We start from the raw sequence: 11,475 nt of genomic DNA, 5'->3' as shown, positions 1-11,475 counted from the left end.
GTGCAGCCTACGCGCAGCCATGCCGATGCCGGCCGCCGGGCGCGTGCGTCTACTGTTCGCGCAGTCGCTGCTGGTCGCGTCAAGGCTTTACATGCATGCTCATGGCCGCCTTGCGCGCTATGGTGCAACTCACCCATCTTTCCGGAGCGCAGATGCTACGTCGCCTTCCCTGGCTGGCCATGGCCGCCCTGACCGTTCTCTCCACCACCGCAGCGGCACGCACACTCGAGCCGTGGGAACTCAGCGGACGCAAGTTGATCGAGGCGGGGCTGGATGGCTCGTTGGCGCCGGAGATCGACGCACCCAACCAGCCCGAACTCAAGGTCATGGTCTCGGCCAGCCGCGCCGGCGCCTATGTGCTCGGCGTGGCCAGCACCAGCTATCGCACGCAATGGTGCATGCCGGCGGGCAAGGCAGGCCCGCCGGATCTGCTGCCGATCATCGCCGATATCACCGCGCTACCCGATGCGCGCCTGGACGAAGCCGCTCCCGGCCTGATCATCGAAGCGCTGCGCAAGCGCTATCCCTGTGGCAAACCCAAAAAATAAAACTGCAGCCGACGCTCCGCGCTTTAGAGCGGCTAACAAACCGTAGCGAGCAGTCGTCAGGTGGGTGTGGACGGCGCGGAGGAACCGGAGTGTACGAGGGGTACATGCCGATTCCGAGCACCGGCCGCGCCCGCCTGGCGGCTGCACAGTCGTTTTGTTAGCTGCTCTTAGCGGTTGGATGCGCTGCGCACGGGCATCGCCAGCGATGCAACGCCCGGCCCGGTAACACCGCAGCGGGCGTTTGACCCGTCAGGTCTTACTTGCGCGCGGCATCGCTCTTGGCGCGGATGGCCTTGAACTCCGAGCCATCCTGCCAACTCGGCCACTGCCGGCCATTGGCCAGCGCCACGCCTACGTCGTAGACCAGCGTGGTATCGGCGGCATGGCCTGTGGCATCCCATTGCGGAGTCCAGCGGTCGCAGGGCTGGTGATAGCAGTCGGCGAAGTATGTATCGCGCAATGCCTTGCCCGCCTTGACGCCGCCTTTGAGCATGTCCAGACCCGGGCCTGCGGTGATCGCCGGTACGCCCATGCGCGCAAAGGCGAAATGATCGGCGCGGTAAAAGAAGCCCGCTTCCAGATTCGGGTCCGGCGAATACGTGCGATCGCGCGCTTTGGCGGCCTGTTCCAGATCGCCTTCCAGCGACACGCGGCCACGGCCCCACGAGGCGATATCGCGCGTCGGGCCGTCGGGGCTGAACATCTCCATGTTGAGCACCGCCACGGTCTTGTCCAAAGGCGCCAGCGGATGTGCCGCGTAATAGTTGGCACCGAGCAAGCCCTTTTCTTCGGCGGTCAATGCAATGAAGTACAGCGTGCGCTGCGGCTTGGGGCCGGCGGCGAACACGCGCGCCAGTTCCAGCACGCTGGCCACGCCGGTGGCGTTATCCACCGCACCGCGTCGCACCGTATCGCCGCTGGCATCGGCCTTGCCGATCCCGAACGCATCCCAGTGCGCGGAGAAAATCACCGTCTCGTCCGGATGCTGGGTGCCGGTGAGCTTGGCCACCACGTTATGCGTGACCACGCGTTCGCGCTTGAGCTTGAAGTCCACCGACAACGTGGCATCGCCCAGCGCAATCGGTGCGAAGTCGCGCTGCTGCGCGCGCTGCTTGGCCTGTTCGAAATCCAGCCCGGCCTGCGTGAACAACGACGCTGCCAAGCTGCGCTGCATCCAGCCACGCACCGGCACGTGTTGCGCACGTGCATCGGCATCGCTGCGTTCGATATCGAACAGCGGCGACAGGCCCGAGCTCTGCACCGTGGCCCAGCCATACGCGGCCGGCGCGGTCTCGTGCACGATCAACACACCGGCGGCGCCGCGGCGCGCGGCTTCTTCGTACTTGTAGGTCCAGCGGCCGTAGTAGGTGACCGCCTTGCCGTCGAACGCGCCTGGCTGTGCGGTGTCGAAGTCGGCATCGTTGATCAGCACCACCGCGATCTTGCCGCGCAGGTCCACGCCCTTGTAATCGTCCCACTGCCGCTCCGGAGCACTGATGCCGTAACCGACGAACACCAGCGGCGCATTCTTCAACGCCACCTTGTCGATCGGCCGCAGGCTCTGCAAGGTCACATCGGCGCCGTTGACCAAGGTCTGCGTCTTGCCGCCCACACGCAGCGTGGCGCTGACCGGGCCCTCCACCTGCGCGCGCACCAGCGGCACGGCCTGGGTCCAACCGCCCTGCTCGCCACCCGGCTGCACGCCGGCGGCCTTGAACTGCTCGACCAGGTAATCGACGGTGCGCTGCTCGCCCGCGCTCGCCGGCGCACGGCCTTCGAATGCATCCGATGCCAGCAAGCGCACGTGCCGCGACAACGCCTCCGCATCGATGCCGCCACCGGGCAGATCGTTGGCGGCCTGCGCCACACCTCCCACAAACAGGCAGGCGGACAACAACAGGATGCGCATCGGGTTCACGGCGTGGCCTTGCAACAGATAGATGACACACAGTTTACAAGCGTGCAGCCAACACCGGAGCGCAACGACACGAGAATGCATTCAATTGCATGGACTGCACTCCTGGCTTAGAGCGGCTACCAATACGTCGCGAGCAGTCGTCAGGTGGGTGTGGACGGGGCGGAGGAACCGGAGTGGACGCGTGGTACATGCCGCACCGAGCACCGGCTGCGCCCGCCTGGCGGTGAGCACAGTCCTCTTGTTGGCCGCTCTAAAGCGCGGGGGCGCTGTTTGAGTGAAGCTAGCGCGCAGATAGCGTCATCGAGAATGTCTCATTTCGCCAAACGCCGATGAAGCAGATCACACACAACATCTTTCCTACGGTATGGATGCATCGCGGGCAGAGCGGCCGATCTGCGGCTTGGATGCAGGGCTCTTGCCCGCCCACCATCGCGGAACACGCCGCAAGTCCGTCCTTGTAAGGCGCTTACGCGGCATCCATGCCGCGTCGTAAGGTCCAGAGACGATCGGCAGGCAAGGGCCAGTCGGGAATGTCGGTATGCAGGGTGCAAGCAACGCACGATGCATGTTGTTCGGATCACCGTGGTTTCGGTGAGCTTTCCAACGCAAGCCGAGCAACCAACAAGCTTTCAAGAAAGCAACCGACTTACTTTCTGGCGCGGTGTCCTCGCCGCTTGCGGGACCCTTGGCGGCATGGATGCCGCCAAGGAGCCTCCACGGACGGATTCACGGCGTGTCCCGCAAGCGGCGAGGGCATCGCGCCCTCGACTAGCTCGGCTTGGGAACATCCAACCGACACTGACGCTCACGACCTAGGTCAGCGTCAGAGCTAATCGACTGGTTCGACGGCATCCACGCCGCCATTGATGCAGCGTTCTAGAAGTTTTTTCCAGCCACTCCAAGCGCGCTAACTGGTCCGCGTTGCGCGATCCAGCCAACACGCCAGGCCCTGCGCGTTGAGTTCGATATCGATCGCCAGCAACTGCGCCACCGCCGCGTCGTCCAGGCGGCAGCCGTGCAGGCGGGCGCGCTCCAGATACAGTTCGGTCAACACCGCCACCATGCAGCAATGGCGGTCCGTATGCTGTGCGCAGCTCAGTGCGATGGCGGTCATCGCATGGATCTGCTCGATCAGCGCCTGCGCCAATGGCTCCGGCGAAGTGACCCGCCCGTAGTGGGTCAGATACATCGCCTCCGGCGCGGTCTCCATCAGCCGCGCGATCGACTGCAGCATCGCCTCCGGCTCGAATTGCACCGGCGAAGAGGTCGGCAGGATGAAAGCGCCCTGCGCGCTATCGAGCTGGCGATACGACAGCCCGAAGGTGTCGCCGGTGAACCAGCTACGACTGCGTGCATCCCACACGCATAGATGATGGCGCGCGTGTCCCGGCGTATCGATCGTACGCAGCGCGCGTTCGCCCAGCAACACCGAGTGACCATCGACCGCCTCCACCACGCGCTCGGCCGGTACCGGCACGATTTCGCCGTAACTGCGCGCCATTTCCGCCTCGCCATACACCGCGGTCGCACCGGCAATCAGGCGTGTGGGGTCGATCAAATGCGGCGCACCGCGTGGATGCACCAGCACGCGCGCATTGGGCAGATGCTGCAGCAAGGCACCGGCACCACCGGCGTGATCCAGGTGCACATGGGTCAGGATCAACCATTCCACCTGCGCCGGCGTCAGCCCCGAGGCCCGCACTGCCGCCAGCATGTGCGGCACCGACAGCGAGGTCCCGCAATCGACCAGCGCCCCGCGTTGCCCCTCGACAATCAGATACGCCGCGTCGAACTGCACGCCGCCAAAGCCGGTATCGATGGTGTGGATGCTGGGATCGTTCAATGCGGTCATTCATATTCCGTGGCGATAAGAGCAACTGACAAAACGACTGTACGGCCTCTGTTCGGTGTGGGATGTACCACACGCACACTCGGGTCACTGCGCGGCGTCCACAACCACCTGACAACTGCTCGCTACGTGTCGCTAGCCGCTCTAAAAAAGACAGCCGCAGTGTAGGCGCAGGCAGTGGGCGCGCGGTGTGCCGATGATTCCAGGCAACGATGCATTAACACGACGACTTCAAGCACTAGGCAGACGTGCTGCCGGATCTCGGCATTGCAGCTGCGATGCAATCCCCACGCGCGCAAGGCGGTTGCCGCACCTTGCCGCACCCGCATCGATCACGCCTCGCGCAGCACCCGCATCGCCGCAAGGACCGCATCGGCTTGCACCTGCGCATGCACGCCTGGCAGTTGCAGATCGCTGGCCTGCTCGGCCTGTTTCAGCCGTGCAATCAGCTGGCCTGCATCGCGTGGCGAGGCGAAGCCGTCGCTCTGCAACAGCAGCGCACCGGCACCGTCGTTCAACTTGAAATAGAACTGGCCATCGTTCTCGCGGTATTGCTTGAACACCGGCAAGGCGATTTTTTCGCCCGCCTGCGCGGCCGCAGGACCCGCCTGATCGGACAGATCGCGCAGACCCACCGCAGCGCGCAGCTCGGCCAGCAGTGGCGTGGCGTAACGCGCACGCAAGCGTACTCCGCCGGCGCGCAGAATCGCTTCGATCTTGGCCGGCTCGGCCATCAGCGCCTCGTAACGCGTGCGCAGCGGTGCGATCTCCTGGTCGATCCGCTCGAACAACTGCTGCTTGGCATCGCCCCAGCCGATGCCGTCGGCAAATGCCTGCGCAAAGGCGGCCGTTTCCTGCGGCGTGGCAAAGGCCTGATACAGCTGGAACAACGCCGACCCTTGCGTGTCCTTGGCTTCGCCCGGCGCACGCGAATCGGTCAGGATCGAGAACACCAGCTTGCGCAGTTCCTCGCGCGGAGCGAACAGCGGAATCGTATTGCCGTAGCTCTTGCTCATCTTGCGGCCGTCAAGGCCAGGCAAGGTGGACACCTGCTCGTCGATCACCGCATCGGGCAAGGTGAAAAACTCGTGCCCGTACACATGATTGAAGCGCTGCGCAAAATCGCGCGCCATTTCGATGTGCTGGATCTGATCGCGTCCTACCGGCACCTTGTGCGCATTGAAGATCAAAATGTCCGCCGCCATCAACACCGGGTACATGAACAACCCGGCGCTCACGCCGGCATCGTCGTCTTCGCCGTCGGCGCGATTCTTGTCCACCGCCGCCTTGTAGGCATGCGCGCGATTGAGGATGCCCTTGCCGGCCACGCAGGTGAGCAACCACATCAACTCGGTGGTCTCGGGCACATCCGATTGGCGGTAGAACCAGACCTTGTCCGGGTCCAGGCCACAGGCCAGCCAGCTGGCGGCGATTTCCAGCGTGGAGCGTTGCGTGCGCGCCGGGTCCTGTGCCTTGATCAGGCTGTGCAGATCGGCCAGGAAATAGAAGCTCTCCGCATCGTCGCCGGCGCTTGCCTGGATGGCCGGACGGATCGCGCCGACGTAATTGCCAAGGTGCGGGGTGCCGGAAGTGGTGATGCCGGTGAGAACGCGAGTGGTCATCTGCGTAATGCCAGGGAGTCAGCGCGCAAGTTTAACGGTTCCGTGCGCTGCTCATCGCCCCATCCCCGGATGCGCCCCTGACAGACGCACAACGGGCCGCACATGGCGGCCCGTTGCATTCATCGGTGCTCAGCTGCCTCGCTCACCGTTGCCGGAGCGGCGCTGTGCGCAGATCAGGTGTCGTCGCGCAGCGATTTTTCGAATGCGCGCACTTCGGTCTGGGCGCGGTCGCGGTCCCAGCCATAGCGTTCCTGCAGTTTGCCCTGCAGATATTCGGCATTGCCTTCGGCAACCTTGAAATCGTCGTCGGTGAGATCACCCCACTTGGCCTGCATCTTGCCCTTGAGCTGGGTCCACTTGCCGGAAATGACGTCAGTGTTCATTGCGTTGACTCCGCTGATGCGGCCGCGATTGACCGTGCTGGCAGGTTGCCTACGCGGGCGTTTGCTGTGCATCAAGAGGTGTCAAGCCGGCAATCACCGCACTGAACGGGCGCATCCGGCGTGTCACAGCGCATCGGCGCCTCCGCGCGAGGCGCTGCGGTCACGCCCTGCGCATCGGTGGGGCCCGACAGCTGCCGGACAAAAAAACGGGCCTTGCGGCCCGTTTTTGTTGCATGCGGCGTCAGATCACTTACGCGCTGCGTCTTCCACCTTCTCGCCAGCGCCCTGCACGTCCTTGCCGGCACCTGCGACGGTGTTGCAACCCGACAGCATCGCGACCGAGAACATCGACAGCACCAGCAGCACAATTGCACGCTTCATAACAGACTCCTTCGTGGGTAAAGCGGCGCGTTGCCGCAGATCAATCGAATCAGACAAACGCCACCAACCGGTGACGGATCAGCACTTACCGTCGCTGCATTTCTCGGCAGTCTTTTCGACCTTGCCGCCCGCGCCCTGCATATCTTTGCCGGCGCCGGCCATGGTATTGCAGCCAGTCATCACGCCGGCCGAGAACAGGCCCAGCACCATCAGTGTCAGCAGTCGCTTCATTTGCTCTTCCTCGGTCTGCGCCCGGTGCCAACGCACCTCGCTTGGCGCCAAATCTGACTGCGCGGACGTGGATTTGATGTGAACGAGGGCCTGCCTCGTTCAGCGCTGGATCAATCTCGCATCAGGGTGGATTTGCCGAACAGGCTTTCGACCAGATCCACCGCCAGCTCGGCGGTGGCATTACGGTTGTCCAGCACCGGGTTCAGTTCGACGATATCCAGCGACCCCATGCGCCCGGTGTCGGCAATCATCTCCATCACCAGCTGCGCCTCGCGGTAGTTGGGGCCACCCGGCACCGTAGTGCCCACGCCCGGCGCGATGCTGGGGTCGAGGAAATCCACATCGAAGCTCACATGCAGGTGGGTGTCGGCGCTCATGCCCTGCAGCGCGGCTTCCATGGTGCGCTTCATCCCGGCCTCGTCGATGTAACGCATGTCGTAGACGTCGATGCGGTGCTGCTTGATCAGGCGTTTTTCTTCCGGGTCCACCGAGCGGATGCCGATCTGCCGCACCTGCTCGGGCAGCAGCGCCGGCGCGTTGCCACCCAGATGCGTCAGCGCCTGCGGGCCCAGCCCGCACAGGCAGGCCACCGGCATGCCGTGCACGTTGCCCGAGGGGGTCACTTCGCTGGTGTTGAAGTCCGAATGCGCGTCCAGCCATAGCACCCGCAGCGGGCGCCCCTGTTCGCGGCAGTACTTGGCCACTGCGGTGATCGAACCGATGCCCAAGCAGTGGTCGCCACCCAGCATGATCGGCATGCGTCCGGCCTGCAGCTCGGCGTAGCTGGCGTCCATCAGCGCCTGGTTCCAGGCGACGACTTCGTCCAGATGCCGGTAACCGGCCTGCGGCGCCTGCCAGGGATTGCGCGGGCCATCCAGGTTGCCCAGATCGCGCACCTCCACGCCACGGCCGATCAAGGCCTCCTGCAAGCCGGCGATGCGCAGCGCCTCCGGCCCCATCCGTGCGCCACGGTGGCCGGCACCGATGTCGGTGGGAACGCCAATCAGGGAAACCGGCACGTACTGCGTTGCCATGCATTGCTCCAGCATCGATAAAGCCATGCAGTCTAGTGGCGCGCCCGCGCAGTGACGCGCGGCAGCGCAACACGGCATGCGATTTGCATCTGTCTGCCGGCACAACGGACGGGTTTAGATCTGCCTCGACGCGCCGCTACAGTGACGTGCCACGGCAGTTTGTGGCGCGCTGGACATTGCAGATTCTGCTTGTCTGACCGCCCAGTTAAGCGCCTGAGGCTGGTGTGACTGAGCACTAATACCTCGGTGGTATGGTGCGCCGGCCAGCGCAGCACACGCATCACGTACGCGCTCGGGCCATCAGCAACAGGGGAGTTTCATGCCGCATAACGCCGTCAACCAGGTCGTCAAGGCTGCCGTGGGCGAAGTCGCGCGGGCATCGCATCAGTACGACCTGCACCGGATCGGGCGCGAATTCGCGCAAACCATCGAGCGCGAGCCGGGCATCCGGCTGTTGATGCTGTCCACCGCCGATGGCCGCGCCATTACCGAACAATCCAGCCTGGATGTGGACGGGCGCCGCCTGGCCGCGATGGCCAATTCGTTCCTGACCCTGGGCGAGACGCTGGCGCGCGAGTCGAGTTTGAGCGAAGCCGATTACGCAACCATCAGCACGCGTGGCGGGCAGCTGGTGCTGATCCGCATCCGTGCCGACAAACCGCTGACGCTGACCGCCGTAGGCGGCGCCGACCTCAATGCAGCCGCGCTGCTGTTCAACGCGCGCGACTGCGCCGGCCGCCTGGCTGCAGCGCTGGCGCAACCGGCCGGCTGATGCTGTTGGCATTGTTCGTGCTTGCACGAGCGCACCGATTTTTCTCACCGTTTGGAAGGGGACCACCGATGTCAAAACTCAATCTGGAACAATTGCATTCGCTCGCCGGTTTCGTCGGCGCCGCGCTGGTCGACAGCGACAGCGGCATGGCCCTGGGCATGACCGGCGGCACCGAACTCAACCTCGAGCTGGCCGCAGCCGGCAATACCGAAGTGGTGCGTGCCAAGCGCCGCATCGCCGAGCAGCTCGGTCTGCACGACACCATCGAAGACATCCTGATCACGCTGTCGCGCCAGTACCACCTGCTGCGTCCGCTCGAGAGCAACGGCACGCTGTTTCTGTATGTCGTGCTGGATCGCGCCAAGGCCAATCTGGCCATGGCCCGCCACGAGCTCAAGGCGTTCGAAAAGACCCTGGATTTCAGTTGATGCCTGTCCAGCGGCGCATCCGCGTCGCCGACCCTGCCTGCCGGTGCGTACCGGCAGGTGTTGTCGTTCTTTTGCGCCACGACCTTTTGCGCCACGCCTGCGCCCTCTCATGACCACACCCATTCACGCCATGCGGGTCGCCACGGCCGGCCTGGATCTGCTGCACACCACGCGCCTGAAACTGGCGTGCTCGCTGCTGCTCGCCGAGCGTATCGACGTGCAGTTGGGCGAATGGCCGCAGCATGCGGCCGACGTGGTGGTGCTGGGTCTGGAAACGTCCGATGGCCTGGCCGCATGGCAGGCATTGCAAGGCCAGCCGGTGCGCGTGTTGGTGGTCTCGCGCACGCCGGTCGCCGGCGCCTGGCTCAAGCACGGCGCCACCGTGCGCGAACTCAACGAACAGATGCGTCTGCTGTTGTCTTCGCCACACGCTGCCCAGGTGGCCGAACCGGCGCTGCTGCTGCGCCATTGCCGCGGCGAATTCGGCGCAGGCCCGGTGCTGCTGCGCACTGCGCACCTGCAGGTGCGCGTGGACCTATCCAGTCGCTGCCTGCACCTGCCAGCCGGCCTGTCGCTATCGGAGCTCGTTGCCGCATTGGATCGCCCCGGCTGGCAGTCCGTGACCGGCGATGCCGATGCCGCACTGACGCAACGCATCTCCTTCGAAGCGCTGTATTTCGCCCTGCCCGAGCACCTGCGCCCCGCGCTGCCGGCGGTGGAGGCCAGCCGTGCGTTGCAGCTACGGCAGTGGCCGGAGCTGAGCGTCGACACCAGTTCGCCTGCGCAGCTGCTCGCCATTGCCCACCTGCATGCGCGCCCCTGGCGCCCGCAGGCGCTGGCCAATGCTTGCAAGCTGCCGCTGCAGACGGTGGAATGCCTGTTCGCCGCCGCACTTGCCAGCGGCCTCGCCCAGACTGCGGAGATTTCCGTGCCGTCACCGCCGCGTCGTCCGGACAGCAGCAACTCCCGGTTTTTTTCCTGGGTCGCACGTCGCTTTGGCCTCTCTCTTTCGCAGGCGCAGTCATGAGTCTTCCAGCCAACAAACTGGTGTTCGTTGGCGGCATGGGCGCCGGCAAGACCACCGCGGTGCGCGCCATCTCCGACGTGGAGCCGGTCAGCACCGAAATGCCGCTCAGCCAGGATGCCTCTGGCGACAAGACCTACACCACGGTCGCGCTGGACTACAGTTCCATCGAGCTGGAAGACGGCGAATTGCTGCACGTCTACGGCGTGCCCGGCCAGAAATATCTGGATTTCATGTGGCCGCTGGTCTGCGACGGCGCACTGGGCGTGATCGTGCTGACCAATGCGCGCGACCCGCAGATGCTGGAGGCGACCCTGGCGCTGCTGCGTGAGTTTTCGCAGATCGCACCGGACGCCAGCCTGGCCGTGGGCATCACCATGACCGACGAGGTCGAAGACTTTCTGCTGCCGCCATTTCGCGATGCGCTGGCGGCCGAAGGCTTCCGCATTCCGGTCATGCGCGTGGATGCGCGCTCGGCCACCCAGATCACCTTCCTGGTGAAATCGCTGCTGTCCTATCGCTATACCTCGGCAAGCTGATTGCCGGCGCGCGGTAATGGTACGGCGGGCTAGCGGTAAACCGCGCAAAAATAAACAAGGAATCCGGTCACGACGGGCCTAAAAGGGCGTCACGCGGGGGATGCCGCCTCTAGGGTGGCGGCGACGCGTCCTTCTTCCTTGAAGCCAGAAACGCGACTCAGTCATGATACGAATGAGCGCTGCGTCTGACTTATTCAGTATGCCGAGCGGACAGAAGCGGTGACATCGGGACATTCCCGACATCGCGCAGGACATACCCGTGATAGTGAATCGGCAATAGCGGCAGCGCCAGGGAACGCTACGGCCGGGGAACCTGTGAACAACCCGCGGTATCACGCGTGAACCGCACTATTGGCGCAGATGCAGTGATCGCCGCTGCACACAGCCAAAGACCGACGTCTTGCGGCGATTGCCGCGCTTGGCAGCGCGCGGGTGAGGTGTCCAGGCGCTGGTAGATACGTCCGCTCGGCATCAGATGCGCCATCGATATCTTCGACGGCGGGCTGTGTTCGAACGCTGGGTGCTTGTGGATGGCAGATGGCGGGATGCGCACGCATGACGTGCCCGGCAAGCGTTGCGCGATGACGTGCCAGCGGGGCGCCGCCATCGTCACCGTCCTGCGCAACGTGCTCATGTGGGACGAAGATTGTCGCTTGCGTGCATGCCATTGCGTGATCCAGCGCCCCCGCAGCAATGCAGGGCGAAAGCCCTGCAAGATCGCCAGCGACGGATCCATTGCCACGATC

13 protein-coding genes and 3 other RNA genes are annotated in these 11,475 nt (G+C 64.5%); 6 read left to right on the top strand and 10 right to left on the bottom strand.

The genetic code is table 11. The features are described from left to right. The first annotated feature begins 119 nt into the window (after window positions 1-119). Window positions 120-548 carry a Rap1a/Tai family immunity protein gene (locus tag XdyCFBP7245_RS05950; RefSeq protein ID WP_372365884.1) on the top strand — a complete coding sequence of 143 codons (429 nt, stop codon included), beginning with the start codon at window positions 120-122 and terminating at the stop codon, window positions 546-548. Between the two features lie 30 nt (window positions 549-578). Here XdyCFBP7245_RS05950 and XdyCFBP7245_RS05945 read toward each other — a convergent pair. From XdyCFBP7245_RS05945 to XdyCFBP7245_RS05925, 4 genes are all read right to left on the bottom strand, one after another. After that, window positions 579-654: non-coding RNA, sX9 sRNA (locus tag XdyCFBP7245_RS05945), on the bottom strand. A 150-nt stretch (window positions 655-804) separates the two neighbouring features. Next, window positions 805-2,457, bottom strand: a complete 1,653-nt coding sequence (locus XdyCFBP7245_RS05940; RefSeq protein WP_372469627.1) for a M28 family metallopeptidase — start codon at window positions 2,455-2,457, stop codon at window positions 805-807. Window positions 2,458-2,580: 123 nt separating this feature from the next. After that, window positions 2,581-2,656, bottom strand: a non-coding RNA gene (locus XdyCFBP7245_RS05935) — sX9 sRNA. 717 nt (window positions 2,657-3,373) lie between these two features. Then, the gene (locus XdyCFBP7245_RS05925) at window positions 3,374-4,318 is read right to left on the bottom strand and encodes an MBL fold metallo-hydrolase (RefSeq protein WP_104614812.1); all 945 of its coding nucleotides are present in this window, start codon (window positions 4,316-4,318) and stop codon (window positions 3,374-3,376) included. A 62-nt stretch (window positions 4,319-4,380) separates the two neighbouring features. On the opposite strand from XdyCFBP7245_RS05925, the gene XdyCFBP7245_RS05920 reads away from it, so the two are divergent. Continuing rightward, a non-coding RNA gene (locus tag XdyCFBP7245_RS05920) (sX9 sRNA) lies at window positions 4,381-4,456 on the top strand. Between the two features lie 191 nt (window positions 4,457-4,647). Here the strand turns inward: XdyCFBP7245_RS05920 and XdyCFBP7245_RS05915 are convergent. From XdyCFBP7245_RS05915 to rocF, 5 genes are all read right to left on the bottom strand, one after another. After that, window positions 4,648-5,937, bottom strand: a complete 1,290-nt coding sequence (locus tag XdyCFBP7245_RS05915; protein ID WP_104614811.1) for a tryptophan--tRNA ligase — start codon at window positions 5,935-5,937, stop codon at window positions 4,648-4,650. Window positions 5,938-6,110: 173 nt separating this feature from the next. Then, window positions 6,111-6,320, bottom strand: coding sequence for a CsbD family protein (locus tag XdyCFBP7245_RS05910; RefSeq protein WP_104614867.1), 210 nt, complete (start codon window positions 6,318-6,320; stop codon window positions 6,111-6,113). A 246-nt stretch (window positions 6,321-6,566) separates the two neighbouring features. Continuing rightward, a complete protein-coding gene (locus XdyCFBP7245_RS05905; RefSeq protein ID WP_005989324.1) occupies window positions 6,567-6,701 on the bottom strand; it encodes an entericidin A/B family lipoprotein in 135 nt (44 codons plus the stop codon). A 78-nt stretch (window positions 6,702-6,779) separates the two neighbouring features. Beyond that, window positions 6,780-6,932 (bottom strand): entericidin A/B family lipoprotein, encoded by a 153-nt coding sequence (locus XdyCFBP7245_RS05900; protein ID WP_055847227.1) that lies wholly within the window; start codon window positions 6,930-6,932, stop codon window positions 6,780-6,782. 110 nt (window positions 6,933-7,042) lie between these two features. Further along, window positions 7,043-7,966 (bottom strand): arginase, encoded by a 924-nt coding sequence (gene rocF, locus XdyCFBP7245_RS05895; RefSeq protein ID WP_104614866.1) that lies wholly within the window; start codon window positions 7,964-7,966, stop codon window positions 7,043-7,045. Between the two features lie 319 nt (window positions 7,967-8,285). Between rocF and XdyCFBP7245_RS05890 the strand changes: the two genes are divergently transcribed. The 4 genes from XdyCFBP7245_RS05890 (at window position 8,286) to XdyCFBP7245_RS05875 (ending at window position 10,729) form a co-directional block, all read left to right on the top strand. Further along, on the top strand, window positions 8,286-8,738 hold the full coding sequence (locus XdyCFBP7245_RS05890) for a roadblock/LC7 domain-containing protein (protein ID WP_104614810.1): 453 nt from the start codon (window positions 8,286-8,288) through the stop codon (window positions 8,736-8,738). Between the two features lie 68 nt (window positions 8,739-8,806). Beyond that, window positions 8,807-9,166, top strand: a complete 360-nt coding sequence (locus tag XdyCFBP7245_RS05885; protein WP_104614809.1) for a roadblock/LC7 domain-containing protein — start codon at window positions 8,807-8,809, stop codon at window positions 9,164-9,166. 109 nt (window positions 9,167-9,275) lie between these two features. After that, window positions 9,276-10,193: a hypothetical protein gene (locus XdyCFBP7245_RS05880; protein ID WP_104614808.1), complete on the top strand. Its 918-nt coding sequence runs from the start codon at window positions 9,276-9,278 to the stop codon at window positions 10,191-10,193. Beyond that, window positions 10,190-10,729, top strand: a complete 540-nt coding sequence (locus XdyCFBP7245_RS05875; protein WP_104614807.1) for a GTP-binding protein — start codon at window positions 10,190-10,192, stop codon at window positions 10,727-10,729. The genes XdyCFBP7245_RS05880 and XdyCFBP7245_RS05875 overlap by 4 nt, the downstream gene beginning before the upstream one ends. A gap of 298 nt (window positions 10,730-11,027) precedes the next feature. Here the strand turns inward: XdyCFBP7245_RS05875 and XdyCFBP7245_RS23710 are convergent, their stop codons facing one another. Then, entirely contained in the window at window positions 11,028-11,465 is a 438-nt protein-coding gene (locus XdyCFBP7245_RS23710) for a hypothetical protein (RefSeq protein WP_146091649.1), read from the bottom strand. Window positions 11,466-11,475: the final 10 nt, after the last annotated feature.

The sequence above is a fragment of the Xanthomonas dyei genome, assembly GCF_002939865.1.
GTDB classification, from domain to species: domain Bacteria; phylum Pseudomonadota; class Gammaproteobacteria; order Xanthomonadales; family Xanthomonadaceae; genus Xanthomonas; species Xanthomonas dyei.
Note: the sequence above shows the minus strand (reverse complement) of the source record. Positions and strands in the feature narration are given on the sequence as shown.

Coding starts and splice junctions, on each gene's coding strand:
- XdyCFBP7245_RS05950 (WP_372365884.1), top strand. CDS start 120: ATGGTGCAACTCACCCATCTTTCCGGAGCGCAGATGCTACGTCGCCTT.
- XdyCFBP7245_RS05925 (WP_104614812.1), bottom strand. CDS start 4,318: ATGACCGCATTGAACGATCCCAGCATCCACACCATCGATACCGGCTTT.
- XdyCFBP7245_RS05880 (WP_104614808.1), top strand. CDS start 9,276: ATGACCACACCCATTCACGCCATGCGGGTCGCCACGGCCGGCCTGGAT.
- rocF (WP_104614866.1), bottom strand. CDS start 7,966: ATGGCAACGCAGTACGTGCCGGTTTCCCTGATTGGCGTTCCCACCGAC.
- XdyCFBP7245_RS05910 (WP_104614867.1), bottom strand. CDS start 6,320: ATGAACACTGACGTCATTTCCGGCAAGTGGACCCAGCTCAAGGGCAAG.
- XdyCFBP7245_RS05875 (WP_104614807.1), top strand. CDS start 10,190: ATGAGTCTTCCAGCCAACAAACTGGTGTTCGTTGGCGGCATGGGCGCC.
- XdyCFBP7245_RS05885 (WP_104614809.1), top strand. CDS start 8,807: ATGTCAAAACTCAATCTGGAACAATTGCATTCGCTCGCCGGTTTCGTC.
- XdyCFBP7245_RS05905 (WP_005989324.1), bottom strand. CDS start 6,701: ATGAAGCGTGCAATTGTGCTGCTGGTGCTGTCGATGTTCTCGGTCGCG.
- XdyCFBP7245_RS05940 (WP_372469627.1), bottom strand. CDS start 2,457: ATGCGCATCCTGTTGTTGTCCGCCTGCCTGTTTGTGGGAGGTGTGGCG.
- XdyCFBP7245_RS05890 (WP_104614810.1), top strand. CDS start 8,286: ATGCCGCATAACGCCGTCAACCAGGTCGTCAAGGCTGCCGTGGGCGAA.
- XdyCFBP7245_RS05915 (WP_104614811.1), bottom strand. CDS start 5,937: ATGACCACTCGCGTTCTCACCGGCATCACCACTTCCGGCACCCCGCAC.
- XdyCFBP7245_RS05900 (WP_055847227.1), bottom strand. CDS start 6,932: ATGAAGCGACTGCTGACACTGATGGTGCTGGGCCTGTTCTCGGCCGGC.
- XdyCFBP7245_RS23710 (WP_146091649.1), bottom strand. CDS start 11,465: ATGGATCCGTCGCTGGCGATCTTGCAGGGCTTTCGCCCTGCATTGCTG.